Source organism: Streptomyces sp. NRRL S-378, assembly GCF_000720645.1.
GTDB lineage: Bacteria > Actinomycetota > Actinomycetes > Streptomycetales > Streptomycetaceae > Streptomyces.
Window position 1 is genome coordinate 58,571 of sequence record NZ_JOBX01000042.1, and the last position, 16,640, is coordinate 75,210.

Consider the following 16,640-nt stretch of genomic DNA (forward strand, 5'->3'; position numbering starts at 1 on the left):
CATGTCCGAACCGACCGGTGCCGCCCGCCGACGCGGGCCCTTCAAGGTCGGGGACCAGGTTCAGCTCACCGACCCCAAGGGCCGCCACTACACGTTCACGCTCGAAGCCGGGAAGAATTTCCACACCCACAAGGGTTCCTTCCCCCACGACGAGCTGATCGGTGCTCCCGAAGGCAGTGTTGTCCGTACCACGGGGAACGTCGCGTACCTCGCGCTGCGCCCCCTGCTCCCCGACTACGTCCTGTCCATGCCCCGCGGCGCCGCCGTGGTCTACCCCAAGGACGCGGGCCAGATCCTGGCCTTCGCCGACATCTTCCCCGGCGCCCGCGTCGTGGAAGCGGGCGTGGGCTCCGGCTCCCTGAGCAGCTTCCTGCTGCGCGCCATCGGCGACCAGGGCATGCTCCACAGCTACGAGCGCCGCGCGGACTTCGCCGAGATCGCCACCGCCAACGTGGAACGCTACTTCGGCGGCCCCCACCCGGCCTGGCAGCTCACCGTGGGCGACCTCCAGGACAACCTGTCCGACACCGACGTCGACCGCGTCATCCTGGACATGCTCGCCCCCTGGGAATGCCTGGAGGCCGTCTCCAAGGCCCTCGTCCCCGGCGGCATCCTCTGCTGCTACGTGGCCACCACCACCCAGCTGTCCAAGACCGTCGAGTCCATCCGCGAGATCGGCTGCTTCGCCGAGCCGCAGCCCTGGGAATCGATGATCCGCAACTGGCACGTCGAAGGCCTGGCCGTCCGGCCGGACCACCGCATGATCGGCCACACCGGCTTCCTCGTCACCGCCCGCCGCCTCGCGGACGGCGTCGAGCCCCCCATGCGCCGCCGCCGCCCCGCCAAGGGCGCCTACGGCGAGGACTACGAGGGCCCCGGCAGCGACCGCTCCGCGTAACCCCCGTCCGACCCAACACGACGGCGCTGTGGCGTAGTTCCCCCGACCCCGGGGGAACTACGCCACAGCGCCTTTTCGTTGTCCCCGTGCCGACCCGGCCCCTGCCGTTCCACCCCCGTGTGAGGTGTGGCACGATGCTGGCTCCCCGTCACCCTTCGCACAGGAGACACCCCGCGTGCTGCACACCCCCGCCACGCTGGCAACCCCGGACCCCCTGGCCCACACCCGGGCCAGGCCCCTCCACTGGCTCGCCACGGCCACCGCCATGGCCGCCGTCATAGCCGCCGCGGGATTCGTACAGCCGGCCACCGGCACCCCCGCCGCCACCGACGAGCCCTCCGCGAAGGGCCCCCAGGCCACCGCACCCGACCCGGCGGCGGTCGCCTACCCCCTCGACTGCAAGGGCGCGCCCCAGGCCGTCACCGCCACCGCCCAGGGCGACCTCGACGGCGACGGCCGCCCCGAGACCGTGGCGGCGGTCCGCTGCGACGCGGGCTCCGGCACCCCGCCCCACGCGATCTACGTACTCACCCAGGACCGGGCCGAGGGCGCCCGCCCCCGCGTCGTGGCCACCCTGCTGGACACGCCGCAGCGCCGGACCGCCACGGAACTGACCGTGCGCGACCGGACGGTCACCGCGAGCCTCCTCGGCTACTCCGGACCCGAGGTCCCGCGCTGCTGCCCCGACAAGAAGCAGCTCGCCAAGTGGCGCTGGGCCGACGGAAAATTCCGCCAGGAGCTGACGGACTCGGCCGCCAGGAGTGTTTGAAGCGTCACTCCGCGTCCGGGCCGAAGACCTCCACCCCGTCCGAAACGCGCCTTACGTGAATGCAGTCGCCCGGGCATTCCTTCGCCGAGTCCACCACGTCCTGGAGCAGCGGCAGCGGCACCGGAGTGGTCGCCCCCACCTCCTGCAGCAGCTCGTCGTCCGCGCTCTTCACGTACGCCAGACCGTCGATGTCCAGCTCGAACACCTCGGGCGCGTACTGCGCGCAGATGCCGTCCCCGGTGCAGAGGTCCTGGTCGATCCAGACCTCTAGCGGCTCGCCGGCCCCACCGGCGCCGCCCGTCGGAGCGTCCTGCTGCACGGTCATATCTCCTGCCGTTCCCTGCGGTGAGTGATCCATCCCGGTCACAACCCGCAGCAAGTCGCGCGGGCCCTGACGGGTGTTGAACACTTCGACCTTACAACCGGCGGCTTCCCGAGTTTGAGGGGTGGGTATTTCCTTGGCGTGAGGGAGTACGCAAGGGTGAAGATCGGACACACCTCTATCGTCTTTGTGATCTAGGGGTTTCAATCACCACCAGCCCAGGTAGGGTCAGGAAGCGTCCAGCTCCCCTTGGAGGAGGTGAGGACCGTGGCAGCCCACGACGACGACATCAACCGCGGCATCCGGCCCGCGCGAGGGTCCGAGGACCCCGCCGGCCAGGTTGCCTATCTCGAGCAGGAAATCGCCGTCCTGCGACGTAAGCTCGCCGACTCTCCGCGACACACGAGGATTCTCGAAGAGCGGATCGTCGAGCTCCAGACAAATCTGGCCGGCGTCTCCGCACAGAACGAACGACTGGCGAATACCCTCCGTGAGGCCCGTGACCAGATCGTGGCCCTCAAGGAAGAAGTCGACCGGCTCGCACAGCCGCCGGCAGGCTTCGGTGTCTTCCTCCAGGCGAACGAGGACGGCACCGTCGACATCTTCACCGGAGGCCGAAAGCTCCGCGTGAACGTCAGCCCCAGCGTCGACCCGGAAGACCTCCGGCGCGGCCAGGAGGTCATGCTCAACGAGGCCCTCAACGTGGTCGAGGCCATGGAGTTCGAGCGGGCCGGGGACATCGTCACCCTCAAGGAGATCCTCGAGGACGGCGAGCGCGCCCTGGTGGTCGGGCACACCGACGAGGAACGGGTGGTGAGGCTCGCCGAGCCGCTCCTGGACATCACCATCCGCCCCGGCGACGCCCTCCTGCTCGAACCCCGCTCCGGCTACGTCTACGAGGTCGTCCCCAAGAGCGAGGTCGAGGACCTGGTCCTCGAAGAGGTCCCCGACATCGACTACGACAAGATCGGCGGCCTGGGCGACCAGATCGAGCTGATCCGCGACGCGGTCGAGCTCCCGTACCTCTACCCCGACCTGTTCAAGGAACACGAACTGCGGCCCCCGAAGGGCATCCTGCTCTACGGCCCGCCCGGCTGCGGCAAGACGCTCATCGCCAAGGCCGTCGCCAACTCCCTTGCCAAGAAGGTCGCCGAGGTGACCGGACAGGCCCAGGGGAAGTCGTACTTCCTGAACATCAAGGGCCCCGAACTCCTCAACAAGTACGTCGGCGAGACCGAGCGGCACATCCGCCTGGTCTTCCAGAGGGCCCGCGAGAAGGCCAGCGAGGGCACCCCCGTCATCGTCTTCTTCGACGAGATGGAATCCCTCTTCCGCACCCGCGGATCCGGTGTCAGCTCGGACGTGGAGAACACCATCGTCCCGCAGCTCCTCGCCGAGATCGACGGCGTGGAGGGCCTGGAGAACGTCATCGTCATCGGCGCCTCCAACCGCGAGGACATGATCGACCCGGCCATCCTGCGCCCCGGCCGTCTCGACGTGAAGATCAAGATCGAGCGCCCGGACGCCGAGGCCGCGAAGGACATCTTCGCGAAGTACCTCAAGGCCTCGCTGCCCCTGCACACGGACGACCTGTCCGAACACCAGGGCTCCACGGCCGGCACCGTCCACAGCATGATCCAGACCGTCGTCGAGCAGATGTACGCCGAAACCGAGGAGAACCGCTTCCTCGAGGTCACGTACGCCAACGGCGACAAGGAAGTCCTCTACTTCAAGGACTTCAACTCGGGCGCGATGATCCAGAACATCGTGGACCGTGCCAAGAAGATGGCCATCAAGGCTTTCCTCGAACACAACCAGAAGGGCCTCCGGGTCTCCCACCTCCTCCAGGCATGTGTGGACGAGTTCAAGGAGAACGAGGACCTGCCGAACACCACCAACCCGGACGACTGGGCCCGCATCTCCGGTAAGAAGGGCGAGCGGATCGTATTCATCCGCACCCTCGTCACCGGAAAGCAAGGCGCGGACACCGGACGCTCCATCGACACGGTGGCGAACACCGGTCAGTACCTCTGATGCGGAGCGGCTGCGGATGCCCTCCCCGGGCATCCGCAGCCGCCTGCTTTACCCGACCGATCGACCGGCCGTATTCCAGCCGGTGACAGGGCAGATTCAATGACGGAAATGATCTCCCCACGAGCGCGCAGTGGTTCTAGGCTCTTCCGTACCGCCGGTCGCGCAGTGCGGGGACGGGCACCGCACAGTCACACGCACCGGAGCACCAGCGGTACTTGAGCGCCGCCCCCGGAGGGGGGCGCCGCCGGGCAAGGAGGGCCGCATGACCGTACGGCGAGTAATGGGGATCGAGACGGAGTACGGGATCTCCGTCCCCGGTCACCCGAACGCCAATGCCATGCTCACCTCGTCCCAGATCGTCAACGCCTACGCGGCGGCGATGCACCGGGCGCGACGCGCCCGCTGGGACTTCGAGGAGGAGAACCCGCTGCGGGACGCCCGCGGCTTCGACCTCGCCCGCGAGGCCGCCGACAGCAGCCAGCTGACCGACGAGGACATCGGTCTCGCCAACGTCATCCTGACGAACGGCGCACGGCTCTACGTCGACCACGCGCACCCCGAGTACAGCTCGCCGGAGATCACCAACCCGCTGGACGCCGTGCTCTGGGACAAGGCCGGCGAACGGATCATGGCCGAGGCCGCCGTCCGGGCCGCCCAGCTGCCCGGGGCCCAGCCCATCCACCTCTACAAGAACAACACCGACAACAAGGGCGCCTCCTACGGCACGCACGAGAACTACCTGATGAAGCGGGAGACCCCCTTCTCGGAGATCGTGCGCCACCTGACCCCCTTCTTCGTCTCGCGACAGGTCGTGACCGGGGCGGGACGCGTGGGCATCGGCCAGGACGGCCGCGAGCACGGCTTCCAGATCAGCCAGCGCGCGGACTACTTCGAGGTCGAGGTCGGCCTGGAGACCACCCTGAAGCGGCCCATCATCAACACCCGGGACGAGCCGCACTCCGACGCCGAGAAGTACCGCCGGCTCCACGTGATCATCGGCGACGCGAACCTCTCGGAGATCTCCACCTACCTCAAGCTCGGCACGACCGCCCTCGTGCTGTCCATGATCGAGGACGGGTTCATCAACGTCGACCTCGCCGTCGACCAGCCCGTTCGCACCCTCCACCAGGTCTCCCACGATCCGGACCTCGGCCACCTCATCACGCTGCGCAGCGGCCGGACACTGACCGCGGTGCAGCTTCAGATGGAGTACTTCGAGCTGGCCAGGAAGTACGTGGACGAGCGTTTCGGTACGGACGCCGACGAGCAGACCAAGGACGTGCTGTCCCGTTGGGAGGACGTCCTGGGCCGCCTGGAGAGCGACCCCATGAGCCTGGCGGGCGAGCTGGACTGGATCGCCAAGCGGGAGATCCTGGAGGGCTACCGGCGCCGGGACGGGCTGGACTGGGACGCGGCGCGGCTGCACCTGGTCGACCTGCAGTACTCGGACGTACGGCCCGAGAAGGGCCTGTACAACCGTCTGGTGGCCCGCGGCAAGATGAAGCGGCTGGTGGACGAGCCGGCGGTGGAACGGGCCCGGAGCAAGCCTCCGGAGGACACCAGGGCGTACTTCCGCGGACGCTGCCTGGAGCAGTACGCGGACGACGTGGCGGCGGCCTCGTGGGACTCGGTGATCTTCGATCTACCGGGGCGGGACTCGCTCCAGCGCGTCCCGACCCTCGAACCCCTGCGGGGGACCCGCAACCATGTGAAGGAGCTCCTGGACCGCTGCCGCACGGCGGAGGACCTGGTCCGGGTACTTTCGGGGCAGTGAGCGCGGCTGAAAGGCCACCGGTCCGGGAATCATGAGAAGAACCGGACGTTGTTCCGCGACCTTTTGAACAAGTGCGGGGACGAATGTCGGACCCTCCCTATAGGGTCCGACGTAGGGTCTGATCTTGAGAGATCCCGAATCCCGGGGTCTCTCGACATGAGCGTGCGAACCGAGCGGGGTGAGGTAGACATGGCGACCAAGGACACCGGCGGCGGACAGCAGAAGGCGACGCGCTCGACCGAGGAGGTCGAGGAGGCCGCGGTCGAAGAATCGACCGACCTCAAGGAGCGCCAGGAAAAGCTCTCCGACGACGTCGACTCCGTACTTGACGAGATTGACGACGTCTTGGAGGAGAACGCCGAGGATTTCGTGAGGTCGTTCGTACAAAAGGGTGGCCAGTAGGGCTCGCTGTAGTCATTTAACCTTCGAATCGAAGGTCAGGGGCGGGGTGGCCGAAGCGGCAAAAGAAGGCATGAAGTGCTGCTCGCGATGCAAACGCGTTCAGTTACGTGAGGCCTTCGCAAGTAATCGCGCAATGAGGGACGGTCTGCAGGCGTACTGCCGTGAATGCCAGGCCGAGCACTACAAGCAGAAGCAAGAGGCGAAGGGGCGGACGGTACGGGTGAAGGTGCCTGTGCCATCCGGCCATAAACGGTGTCCCCAATGCGGGGATGTCAAACCTCACTCGCAGTGGGAGCGGAACAGGACGAGTTCGGACGGCTGGGCCAGCTACTGCGGAGAGTGCCGAGCACAACGGAACCGGGCCTCGTACTTCAAGCGCCACTACGGCATCACCGAGGACGAGCGTGACGCCATGATCGAAGCCCAGGGCGGGAGCTGCCTGCTCTGCCAGAATGCTCCGGCAGAGCATGTGGATCACGATCATCAGACGGGTAAGGTCCGAGGCGTACTGTGCTTCAGCTGTAACGCAGCCCTGGGGCAGTTCAAGGATCGGCCGGACGTCATGAGGCGTGCAGCCGCTTACGTGGAAGGAAACCTGTGGAACCCAACACTCGTAGCACAGGGCGTCTACCGGCAGCCTTCCTGACGCCGGGGTCGTCGTCCTTCATGGACTTCCTGGGCGCGCACTCGCCCGAGATGCTGCCCGGCAACCGCAGGCTGCCGGAGGGTGTCGTCGAGGCGCCGCACGGGACGACCATCGTGGCCGCCACCTTCCCCGGCGGGGTCGTGCTCGCCGGTGACCGGCGGGCGACCATGGGGAACATGATCGCGCAGCGGGACATCGAGAAGGTGTTCCCGGCCGACGAGTACTCCGCGGTCGGCATCGCCGGTACGGCCGGCCTGGCCGTGGAGATGGTCAAGCTGTTCCAGCTGGAGCTGGAGCACTTCGAGAAGGTGGAGGGGACGACCCTCTCCCTGGAGGGCAAGGCCAACCGGCTCTCCACCATGATCCGGAGCAACCTCGGCATGGCGATGCAGGGCCTGGCCGTCGTGCCGCTCTTCGCCGGCTACGACGAGAGCAAGGAGAAGGGCCGCATCTTCTCCTACGACGTCACCGGCGGCCGCTCCGAGGAGCACGGCTACGCGGCGACCGGTTCCGGTTCGATCTTCGCGCGGGGCTCCATGAAGAAGCTCTACCGCCCCGATCTGACCGAGGAGCAGGCCACCACGCTGGTGGTGCAGGCGCTGTACGACGCCGCCGACGACGACTCGGCGACCGGCGGGCCGGACCTGTACCGCCACATCTACCCGATCGTCACCGTCATCACGGACGAGGGGTTCCGCAGGCTGACCGACGACGAGTCGCAGGAGCTCGCCCGTTCGGTCACCAACCGTCGGCTGGAGCAGCCCGACGGGCCGCGCGCCGCCCTGCTCTGACCGCCCGTCACCTCGTCGCCCAGAAGAAAGGGACGGAAAGCCGGTGTCGACTCCGTTCTATGTGTCACCCCAGCAGGCCATGGCCGACCGGGCGGAATACGCCCGGAAGGGCATCGCCCGCGGTCGCAGCCTCGTCGTGCTGCAGTACGCCGACGGCATCGTGTTCGTCGGCGAGAACCCGTCCCGCGCGCTGCACAAGTTCAGCGAGATCTACGACCGGATCGGCTTCGCGGCCGCCGGCAAGTACAACGAGTACGAGAACCTGCGGATCGGCGGTGTGCGCTACGCGGATCTGCGCGGATACACCTACGACCGTGACGATGTGACGGCCCGTGGGCTGGCCAACGTGTACGCGCAGACCCTCGGCACGATCTTTTCCAGTGCCGGCGAGAAGCCGTACGAGGTGGAGCTGGTGGTGGCCGAGGTCGGTGCGACGGCCGCTGGTGACCAGATCTACCGGCTGCCGCACGACGGGTCGATCGTGGACGAGCACGGCTCGGTCGCGGTCGGCGGCAACGCCGAGCAGATCAGCACCTACCTGGACCAGCGCCACCAGGACGGGATGACCCTGTCGGAGGCGCTGAAGCTGGCGGTGGCGGCGCTGTCCAGCCAGGCCAACGGCGCCGACAAGGCGATTCCGGCGGAGCGGCTGGAGGTGGCGGTGCTGGACCGGACCCGGTCGCAGCAGCGCAAGTTCAAGCGGATCCGGGGCCGGCAGTTGTCGCGGCTGCTGGAGGCGGACGTGCCGGCCGCCGCGCAGGCGGACGCGGTGTCGAACGACGAGGCGCCGGAGGACGAGGCCGAGTAGGGCGTCGAGCGGACGGGCGTGCGGCCCCGGTCGCCCCTTCGGGGGTGGCCGGGGCTTCGTCGTGTCCGGGTTCAGGCCGCCGGGGCGGGGCCGGTGGAGTCGCGGACGACGAGGGTGACGGGGATGTCGGGGGCGGTCCAGGCGGCGCCTTCGAGGACGGCGAGGAGGGCGGTCATGCCCTGTTCGCCGACGCGTTCGGCGGGGAGGCGGACCGTGGTGAGCTCGGGCTCGACGGCGGTGGCGAGGGCGAGGTCGTCGAAGCCGGTGACGGAGAGGTCCTCGGGGACGCGCAGGCCGAGGCGGCGGGCGGCCTTGCAGGCGCCGGCGGCGAGGATGTCGTCGTCGCAGACGACGGCGGTCGGCCGGCCCAGGGGGGCGGCGAGGGCGGCTTCCATGGTCGTACGGGCGCCATCGGCGGTGAGGGGGGACCGTACGGTGCGCAGCTCGGTGCCGGGGCCCAGGAGGGTCGTGAGGGCTTCGGCGCGGGTGTCGAAGGTCCAGGAGTCGATGGCGGACGCGAGGTGGAGGAAGCGTCGGTGGCCGAGGGCGAGGAGGTGTTCGGTGACCTGGCGCATGCCGTCGGCCATGGCGAGGTTGACGTGGGCGGCGGCGCCTCCGGCGCGGGGATCGCTGTCGAGCATGACGAGGGGGAGGGTGTCGCCGCCGATGGCCTGGAGGGCGTGGGCGGCCATGGAGGAGGCGATGACGCCGTCGAGGGCGGCGCGGGCGGAGGCGAAGGGGTCGCGGGCGGGGCCGGTGCCGTCGGGGGAGGGGTAGAGGACGACGCCGAAGCCGTGTTCGGCGGCGACGCGGGCGGCGCCGGTGTAGACGCGGGCGAAGAACTCGTTGGTGAGGGCGGGGACGACGAGGAGGGCGGTGCGGGTGGAGCCGAGGCGGAGGTTGCGGGCGGCGAGGTTGGGCCGGTAGCCGAGCCGGGCGGCGGTCTCGCGGACGTGGGCGGCGGTGCGTTCGGAGACGCGGCCGGGCCATTTGTCGCCGAGGACGAGGGAGACGGTGGCCTGGGAGACCCCGGCGGCGGTGGCCACGTCCCGGCTGGTGGGTCTCGTCACACGGGGCTCCTGCAGGGCGGGGTCAGAGGTGGTTTCGCGTCCGCGGGGTGGACCCGTGGGCTGTGGCCATGGTACGTATGACGAGTCACGTTATACGTATTACCCCGGCTGGGTCCGGGCAGAAGGGGGCCGTCATGGCCGCGGGATACGCGGAGCTGCTGAGGACCCGGCACGCCGCGAGGCTGCTGGCGGGGACGCTCGTGGGCAGGCTGCCGAACGCCACCGCGCCGATCGCGATCGTGCTGTTCACGCGCGCGGAGGGCGGCAGCTACAGCCTGGCGGGGGCGCTGGCCGCCGTGTACGGGCTGGCGAACGCGGTGGGCCAGCCGTTGCTGGGGCGGGCCGTGGACCTGTTCGGGCAGCCCCGCGTGCAGCTGCCGGCGGCGCTCCTGTCCGCGCTGGGCATGGTGTGGCTGGCGCTCGCGGGTACCGGCTCGGCGGTCGCGGCGTACGCCGCGGTGGTGGTCGGCGGGCTGTTCACGCCGCCACTGGAGGGCGGGCTGCGGGCCCTGTGGCCGAGCGTGCTGGGGGGCCGCGAGGAGAAGGTCCACGCGGCGTACGCGATGGACGCCGTGGCCCAGGAGGTCATGTTCACCGTCGGTCCGCTGCTGGTGACGCTGTTCGTCGCGGTGTGGTCGCCGGCCGGGGCGCTGCTGGCCCTGAACGCGATCGGGGTGCTCGGCGCGCTGTCCGTCGTCGCCAGCGAGCCGTCGCGGACGTGGCGCTCGGAGCCGCGGGAGGCCCACTGGCTGGGCGCCCTGCGCTCGCGCGGGCTGCTGGCGCTGCTCGGCGCGTTCTTCTTCGTGGGCATGGCGCTGGGTTCGATCACGGTGGCCGGTGTGGCGTACGCGGACGGCAACGGGGGCCAGGCGGTCTACGGCTGGCTGATGGCGGCGCTCGGGCTGGGCGCCCTGATCGGCGGCGTGTTCTACGGCGCCCGCCAGTGGGCGGGTGCGCCCGAGCGGCGGCTGCGGCTGCTGGTCGCGCTGCTCGCGGTCTGCTACCTGCCGTTGCTGCTGACCCCGGGGCCGGTGGCGATGACGGCGCTGGCGGCGCTGTCGGGCGTGTTCCTGGCGCCTGCTCTGGCGTGCGCGTTCATCGTGGTGGACCGGCACGCGCCGACGGGCACGGTGACCGAGGCCTTCTCGTGGCTGGTGACCTTCTTCGGTGTGGGGGCGGCGATCGGTACGGCGGCCGCAGGCCCCGCGGTGGAGCGGGGCGGCACCGCGTGGGGCTTCGGGGTGGCGTGCGCCGCGGGCGGTGCGGCGCTGCTGGTTCTGATGGTGACTCAGCGGGCGCTGTCAACTGCGGGGCGCAGCCGTGCGGTGGCGGGCTCGCCGCAGGGAGTGCCGGACGGCTCCGGCGAGGTGGCCCCGCAGGCCCGGTCGGCGCAGTGAGGTCCGGGCGCGTCGGTGCGGCGCGCCCGTGGCCTTCACGGCCCGTGCGCCGGGCGTTCGGCGGCCTGCTCGGGGGAACTGATCGAAACGGCGGCTGCGAACCCGGTTTCAGAAGAGGGCAGAAGGCGTAATGTTCAGTCATGGACCGCCGCATTTTCGGGCTGGAGAACGAGTACGGCGTCACGTGCACGTTCAGGGGACAGCGCCGACTGTCTCCTGACGAAGTGGCGCGCTACCTCTTCCGCCGTGTCGTGTCATGGGGCCGCAGCAGCAATGTCTTCCTGCGGAACGGCGCCCGCCTCTACCTCGACGTGGGTTCGCATCCGGAATATGCAACTCCCGAATGCGACAACGTGACCGAGTTGGTCACGCACGACAAAGCAGGCGAGCGCATTCTCGAAGGCCTGCTCGTCGACGCCGAACGCCGCCTGCACGAGGAGGGAATCGCGGGCGACGTCTATCTCTTCAAGAACAACACCGACTCGGCGGGCAACTCGTACGGCTGCCACGAGAACTACCTGGTGGCCCGGCACGGGGAATTCTCCCGCCTGGCGGACATTCTCATTCCGTTCCTCGTCACGCGCCAGCTGATCTGCGGCGCCGGCAAGGTGCTGCAGACCCCCCGGGGCGCGGTCTACTGCGTGAGCCAGCGGGCCGAGCACATCTGGGAGGGCGTCAGCTCCGCCACGACGCGTTCGCGGCCGATCATCAACACGCGCGACGAGCCGCACGCGGACGCGGAGCGGTACCGCCGCCTCCACGTCATCGTCGGCGACTCGAACATGTCCGAGACGACCATGCTGCTGAAGGTCGGAGCCACCGACCTGGTGCTGCGCATGATCGAGGCGGGCACGGTGATGCGGGACCTGACCCTGGAGAACCCGATCCGGGCGATCCGCGAGGTCAGCCACGACATCACGGGCCAGCGCAAGGTGCGCCTGGCGAGCGGCCGGGAAGCCTCCGCGCTGGAGATCCAGCGGGAGTACTACGACAAGGCGGTGGACTTCGCCGAGCGCCGGGGCATCCGTACCGGTGTGGTGGACCAGGTGCTGGAGCTGTGGGGCCGCACGCTGGACGCGATCGAGGCGGAGGACCTGGACCGGATCGGCACCGAGATCGACTGGGTGATGAAGTACCAGCTGATCGAGCGGTACCGCGGCAAGCACAACATGACCATGTCGAATCCGAGGGTGGCCCAGATAGACCTCGCCTACCACGACATCCACCGCCGGCGCGGGCTGTACTACCTGCTGGAGCGCAAGGGGCAGGCGGCGCGGATCTGCAACGACCTCAAGATCTTCGAGGGCAAGTCGGTGCCCCCGCAGACCACGAGGGCGCGGCTGCGCGGCGACTTCATCCGCCGGGCGCAGGAGCAGCGGCGGGACTTCACGGTCGACTGGGTGCACCTGAAGCTCAATGACCAGGCGCAGCGGACGGTGCTGTGCAAGGACCCGTTCCGGTCGGTGGACGACCGGGTGGAGAAGCTGATCGCCGGTATGTAGCGGACGGCGTGACGCCTCACTTCTCGCCAGGGCCCCGTACGTTTCTCGTACGGGGCCCTGTGCACGGCTTAGAGTGGCGGGCGACCGCCTTGCCGTCTGAGATCTGAGGAACACGTGCGCCGACTTGCCGGCCTGCTTGTCGTACCCCTTCTGCTGCTGTCGACAGCGGCGTGTGGCGACGACAGCGGCTCCGACTCCGCCCAGATGAAGAACGGGGCGCCCGCGATCACGAAGGGCGCCGAGTTCGGGGAGACGCCCACCCTGGCCAAGGGGAAGGGCGAGCCGCCCAAGGAGCTGAAGGTGGTGACCGTCAAGGAGGGCACCGGCCAGGTGCTGAAGAAGGGCGACATTGCCCAGGTCAACTACTACGGCCAGGTGTGGGACGGTGCCGAGCCCTTCGACCAGAGCTTCGGCAAGGGTCAGCCGTTCGACGTGACGATCGGCGCCGGCGCCGTCATCAAGGGCTGGGACCAGGGCCTCGAGGGCCAGAAGGTCGGCAGCCGCGTCGTGCTGGTGATCCCGCCGGACCTCGGCTACGGAGCCCAGGGCTCGCCCCCGAAGATCAAGGGGAACGCCACGCTGGTCTTCGTCGTGGACATCGTCAAGGGTGCCACCGTCCCGGCCTCGGCGACGGGCAAGGAAGTCGCCCAGGACAACAAGGACCTGCCGAAGGTCGGTACGAACACGGACGGCAAGGAAGTCTCCGTGGCCGTCCCGAAGGACGTCACCCCGCCGGCGAAGCTGGTGTCGAACTACGTCCTGGAGGGCGACGGTCCGGCGGTGACGGACAAGAACAGCGTCGTCGTCAAGTTCCACGGCAAGACCTGGAAGGACGACAAGACGTTCGAGAGCACCTACACCTCCGGGCAGTCGGTGACCTGGCCGCTGGAGCAGCTGCAGGTGAAGGGCCTGAAGGACGGCATCGTCGGCAAGAAGGTCGGCAGCCGCATCCTGCTGGTGATCCCGCCGGACATGGGCTTCGGGGACAAGGAGCAGGGGACCATCCCGGCCAACTCGACGCTGGTCTTCAGCCTCGACATCCTCGCGGTGATGTAAGACTGTCCCGGTTGTCCACATAGTTTGAGGAGCAGTTCCGTGAGCGACAAGCTCGAAAAGCCCGAGATCGACTTCCCCGAGGGCCCGGCCCCGACCGACCTGGTCAAGGAGGACATCTGGCTGGGCGACGGTGCCGAGGCCAAGGCCGGCGACCGTGTCTCCGTCCACTACGTGGGTGTGGCCTTCTCCACCGGTGAGGAGTTCGACGCTTCCTGGAACCGCGGTTCCGCGCTCCAGTTCCAGCTCGGCGTCGGTCAGGTCATCGCCGGCTGGGACCAGGGTGTCCAGGGCATGAAGGTCGGCGGCCGCCGCAAGCTGGTCATCCCGGCCCACCTGGCCTACGGCGACCGTGGCGCCGGCGGTGCGATCGCCCCGGGCGAGACGCTGATCTTCGTCTGCGACCTGGTCAAGGTCGGCTGAACGGAACATCCGTGAGCAGTGCAGGGGCCCCCGCCGTGAGGCGGGGGCCCTCGCTTTTTGTCCGGGACCGCCGGGGCGGTACGGTCAACGGTCACGAGTGTGTGTCGAGAACGGGGGAAGGGCGTCGATGGCGATTGCCAAGGCCGAGCGTCTGATGAATCTGGCGCTGTGTCTGCTGGGGACCCGCCGGCCGCTGAGCAAGCGCGAGTTGCGCGGTTCGATCGAGGCCTACATGGAAGCCGGCAACGACGAGTCCTTCAACCGCATGTTCGAGCGGGACAAGGACGACCTGCGCGAACTCGGTCTGGTGATCGAGACGGTGGAGAACCTGGAGGGGGAGACGGGCTACCTGGCCCGCCGGGACAGCAACCGGCTGCCCCCGGTCTCCCTCGACGCGGAGGAGGCCGCGGCCCTGGGGCTGGCGGCCAAGGTGTGGCAGCAGGCCCGCCTCGCGGGAGCCGCCAGCGGCGCCCTGCAGAAGCTTCGGGCGGGCGGGATGCCGGAGGCCGACAACCCGTACGAGGGCCAGTCCAGCGCCATCGAGCCGCGGATCCCGGTCCACGAGGCGGCCTTCGAACCGCTGATGCTGGCCTGCCGGGACCGCCGGCCGGTGGTCTTCGACTACCGCAAGTCGACCGCGGCCCGGCCCGAGACGCGTCAGGTGGAGCCCTGGGCGCTGGAGTGCTGGCGCGGCCACTGGTACCTGGCCGGCTTCGACCGTGACCGCGGGGCGGAGCGGGTGTTCCGGCTCTCGCGGATCACCGGGAAGGTCCGCTCGCGCGCGGCGAAGTACACCGCGGAGGTGCCGGACGTGGTGACCGTACGGGAGACCGTGGCGAGCTGGGCGGGGGAGAGCGCGGACCGGTCCGCGCTGATCCGGCTGCGGGCCGGGGCCGGTTACCCGCTGCGGGCCAAGGCCACGGCAGTGTGCGAGGGCGCGGACGGCTGGGACGAGCTGGAGATCCCCTACGGGCACGGGCTCGACGCCTGGCTGGTGGAGTTCGGCCCCGACGTCGTCGTGGTCGGTCCCGCCGATCTGCGCGCGGACGTGGTCGACCGGCTGCGGGCCGTGGCCGGGGCCTGACACGCTTTCCGGGTACCGCCCGCGGTGCGGGGCCGGTCCGCCCGCCGCCGCACCATTCATCACCGCGACATCCACAGACGTGCCCTGAGGGGGAGACGTACCAGCATGGCTGCCAACGCCATCGACCAGACCCGCCGGATGCTGTCCCTGGTGACGTACCTGCGCGAGCGCCCGGGTGCGCACGTCGCCGACGTCGCGCGCGCCTTCGGCATCACCGAGGACGAGCTGATCTCGGACCTCGACGTGCTGCCCATGTGCGGCACCAGCTTCCGGGGCGGGGACCTGCTCGACATCGACACCGACGGAGAGCGCATCTGGTGGCGCAATCCCGACGCCTCGGGAGAGTCCACCGCCGAGCCGCTGCGGCTGGCCGCCGACGAGGCGACCGCACTGCTGGTCGCCGCGCGCGCGGTGGCGACGCTGCCGGGGCTGCGCGAGAGCGACCGGGACGCCCTGCTGCGGGCCACCGCGAAGCTGGAAGCGGCCGCCGGGGAGGCGGCCGGGGCCAGCTCCCGGCTGTCGGTGACCTTCGAGTCCGAGGGCGGGGTCTTCGCGGACGTCGACCGGGCCATCGCGGAACGCCGACGGCTGTGGCTGCGTTACTACTCGCCCGCCCGTGACGAGCTCACCGAGCGCGAGGTCGATCCCATCCGGCTCTTCGCGGTGGGGCACACGTACATGGAGGGCTGGTGCCACCTCTCCGAGGCCCGGCGCACCTTCCGGCTCGACCGGGTGGCCGAAATCCGACTGCTGGACGAGCGGGCGGAACCGCCGGCCATCGAGCCGCGCGACCTGTCCGAGGGCCTCGTCCAGCCGTCCGCCGAGGACCCGGAGGTCGTCGTCGAGGTCGGACCCGGCGGGCGCTGGGTCGCCGAGTACTACCCGCACGACAGCGCCGAGGAGCTGGCGGACGGCGGCCTGCGCATCACGCTGCGCACCCCGGACCCGGGCTCGTTGCGCCGTCTCGCGCTGCGGCTGGGCCGGGAGGGGCGGATCGTGGCCCCCGCCGAGCTGGCGGACAGCGCGCGCAACGCCGCCCGGGAGGCCCTCGCGGGGTACGGGGAACAGGTCTGAGGGGAGCGCGGTCGATGTCTCCAACGTCCGGGCCGGTCGCCTTCAAGGCCTCCTGTCCCGAGTGCCGCGCCCGCTTCGAGCTGGACGCGGGCGCCCTGCGGCTGGCCATCGGCGGCAGCCGCAGGGCCACGTTCTACTCCTTCACGTGTCCTGAATGCGGTGCCGCCGTCCGCAAGCCGGCCGGCGACCGCATCGTGGAGCTGCTGACCGGCGGCGGCGTCAGCACCCTGCGCAGCATCTGAGGCGGCCGGTGGCCTAGGCTCTGCCCATGCTGTGGCCGATGTTCGCAATTGTCCTGGGCTTCCTCGGAGTGGCCGTGCTCGCCGTGCTCGCCGTGCGCGTGTACACGGAGGTGCGCCGGCTCTCCGCGGAGGTGGCGCTGGCCAGCCGGCGGATCGGCGCCGCGTCGGCCGATCTGGAGCGGGAGGCGGCGGGGCTGGCGCGAGCGGGCCACGACGTCCGGCCGTGACGAACGAGACAGCCGTGTGACCGGGGGGTTGACAACCGGCCAGGACGCAAGCCGGGGTACGCCCGGGGATTGCCGGGCGTTTACCCCCTGGGGTTACGATCCTCGGTAGAGACAGTCCCAGGCG

At 69.8% G+C, this 16,640-nt stretch carries 18 protein-coding genes; 16 read left to right on the top strand and 2 right to left on the bottom strand.

The features are described 5' to 3' along the window. The first annotated feature begins 1 nt into the window (after window position 1). Both IH80_RS0126230 and IH80_RS0126235 read left to right on the top strand, forming a co-directional pair. Complete coding sequence (locus IH80_RS0126230; protein ID WP_030833375.1) at window positions 2-898, top strand: tRNA (adenine-N1)-methyltransferase; 897 nt, start codon at window positions 2-4, stop codon at window positions 896-898. Window positions 899-1,073: 175 nt separating this feature from the next. Next, window positions 1,074-1,667: a hypothetical protein gene (locus IH80_RS0126235; RefSeq protein WP_234432390.1), complete on the top strand. Its 594-nt coding sequence runs from the start codon at window positions 1,074-1,076 to the stop codon at window positions 1,665-1,667. Window positions 1,668-1,671: 4 nt separating this feature from the next. On the opposite strand, the gene IH80_RS0126240 is transcribed toward IH80_RS0126235, so the two are convergent. Further along, entirely contained in the window at window positions 1,672-1,992 is a 321-nt protein-coding gene (locus IH80_RS0126240) for a ferredoxin (RefSeq protein WP_030963772.1), read from the bottom strand. 264 nt (window positions 1,993-2,256) lie between these two features. Here IH80_RS0126240 and arc point away from each other — a divergent pair, with 264 nt between their 5' ends. The 6 genes from arc (at window position 2,257) to prcA (ending at window position 8,444) form a co-directional block, all read left to right on the top strand. Then, window positions 2,257-4,023 (top strand): proteasome ATPase, encoded by a 1,767-nt coding sequence (gene arc, locus IH80_RS0126245; protein ID WP_030655926.1) that lies wholly within the window; start codon window positions 2,257-2,259, stop codon window positions 4,021-4,023. A gap of 262 nt (window positions 4,024-4,285) precedes the next feature. Then, window positions 4,286-5,797 carry a depupylase/deamidase Dop gene (gene dop, locus IH80_RS0126250; RefSeq protein ID WP_030963773.1) on the top strand — a complete coding sequence of 504 codons (1,512 nt, stop codon included), beginning with the start codon at window positions 4,286-4,288 and terminating at the stop codon, window positions 5,795-5,797. Window positions 5,798-5,986: 189 nt separating this feature from the next. Beyond that, a complete protein-coding gene (locus IH80_RS0126255; RefSeq protein WP_030016348.1) occupies window positions 5,987-6,199 on the top strand; it encodes a ubiquitin-like protein Pup in 213 nt (70 codons plus the stop codon). A 133-nt stretch (window positions 6,200-6,332) separates the two neighbouring features. Then, window positions 6,333-6,845 carry an endonuclease VII domain-containing protein gene (locus IH80_RS42685; RefSeq protein WP_324609427.1) on the top strand — a complete coding sequence of 171 codons (513 nt, stop codon included), beginning with the start codon at window positions 6,333-6,335 and terminating at the stop codon, window positions 6,843-6,845. Continuing rightward, a complete protein-coding gene (gene prcB, locus IH80_RS0126265; protein WP_030963776.1) occupies window positions 6,797-7,636 on the top strand; it encodes a proteasome subunit beta in 840 nt (279 codons plus the stop codon). The genes IH80_RS42685 and prcB overlap by 49 nt, the downstream gene beginning before the upstream one ends. A 43-nt stretch (window positions 7,637-7,679) precedes the next feature. Next, a complete protein-coding gene (gene prcA, locus IH80_RS0126270) occupies window positions 7,680-8,444 on the top strand; it encodes a proteasome subunit alpha (RefSeq protein ID WP_030963777.1) in 765 nt (254 codons plus the stop codon). Between the two features lie 71 nt (window positions 8,445-8,515). Here the strand turns inward: prcA and IH80_RS0126275 are convergent, their stop codons facing one another. After that, on the bottom strand, window positions 8,516-9,514 hold the full coding sequence (locus tag IH80_RS0126275) for a LacI family DNA-binding transcriptional regulator (RefSeq protein ID WP_030963779.1): 999 nt from the start codon (window positions 9,512-9,514) through the stop codon (window positions 8,516-8,518). Window positions 9,515-9,648: 134 nt separating this feature from the next. Here IH80_RS0126275 and IH80_RS0126280 point away from each other — a divergent pair, with 134 nt between their 5' ends. From IH80_RS0126280 to IH80_RS0126315, 8 genes are all read left to right on the top strand, one after another. Beyond that, on the top strand, window positions 9,649-10,911 hold the full coding sequence (locus IH80_RS0126280) for an MFS transporter (protein ID WP_037881145.1): 1,263 nt from the start codon (window positions 9,649-9,651) through the stop codon (window positions 10,909-10,911). Between the two features lie 140 nt (window positions 10,912-11,051). After that, window positions 11,052-12,413 (top strand): Pup--protein ligase, encoded by a 1,362-nt coding sequence (gene pafA, locus IH80_RS0126285; protein WP_030655944.1) that lies wholly within the window; start codon window positions 11,052-11,054, stop codon window positions 12,411-12,413. Window positions 12,414-12,527: 114 nt separating this feature from the next. Beyond that, window positions 12,528-13,469, top strand: a complete 942-nt coding sequence (locus IH80_RS0126290) for an FKBP-type peptidyl-prolyl cis-trans isomerase (RefSeq protein WP_030963782.1) — start codon at window positions 12,528-12,530, stop codon at window positions 13,467-13,469. A gap of 39 nt (window positions 13,470-13,508) precedes the next feature. Further along, a complete protein-coding gene (locus IH80_RS0126295) occupies window positions 13,509-13,889 on the top strand; it encodes an FKBP-type peptidyl-prolyl cis-trans isomerase (protein ID WP_030963783.1) in 381 nt (126 codons plus the stop codon). Window positions 13,890-14,016: 127 nt separating this feature from the next. Further along, on the top strand, window positions 14,017-14,973 hold the full coding sequence (locus tag IH80_RS0126300; protein ID WP_030963784.1) for a helix-turn-helix transcriptional regulator: 957 nt from the start codon (window positions 14,017-14,019) through the stop codon (window positions 14,971-14,973). Window positions 14,974-15,078: 105 nt separating this feature from the next. Further along, window positions 15,079-16,047 carry a helix-turn-helix transcriptional regulator gene (locus IH80_RS0126305; RefSeq protein WP_030963786.1) on the top strand — a complete coding sequence of 323 codons (969 nt, stop codon included), beginning with the start codon at window positions 15,079-15,081 and terminating at the stop codon, window positions 16,045-16,047. A 14-nt stretch (window positions 16,048-16,061) separates the two neighbouring features. Then, a complete protein-coding gene (locus IH80_RS0126310; protein WP_030025910.1) occupies window positions 16,062-16,289 on the top strand; it encodes a hypothetical protein in 228 nt (75 codons plus the stop codon). Window positions 16,290-16,315: 26 nt separating this feature from the next. Continuing rightward, the gene (locus IH80_RS0126315) at window positions 16,316-16,516 is read left to right on the top strand and encodes a hypothetical protein (RefSeq protein WP_030963787.1); all 201 of its coding nucleotides are present in this window, start codon (window positions 16,316-16,318) and stop codon (window positions 16,514-16,516) included. Window positions 16,517-16,640: the final 124 nt, after the last annotated feature.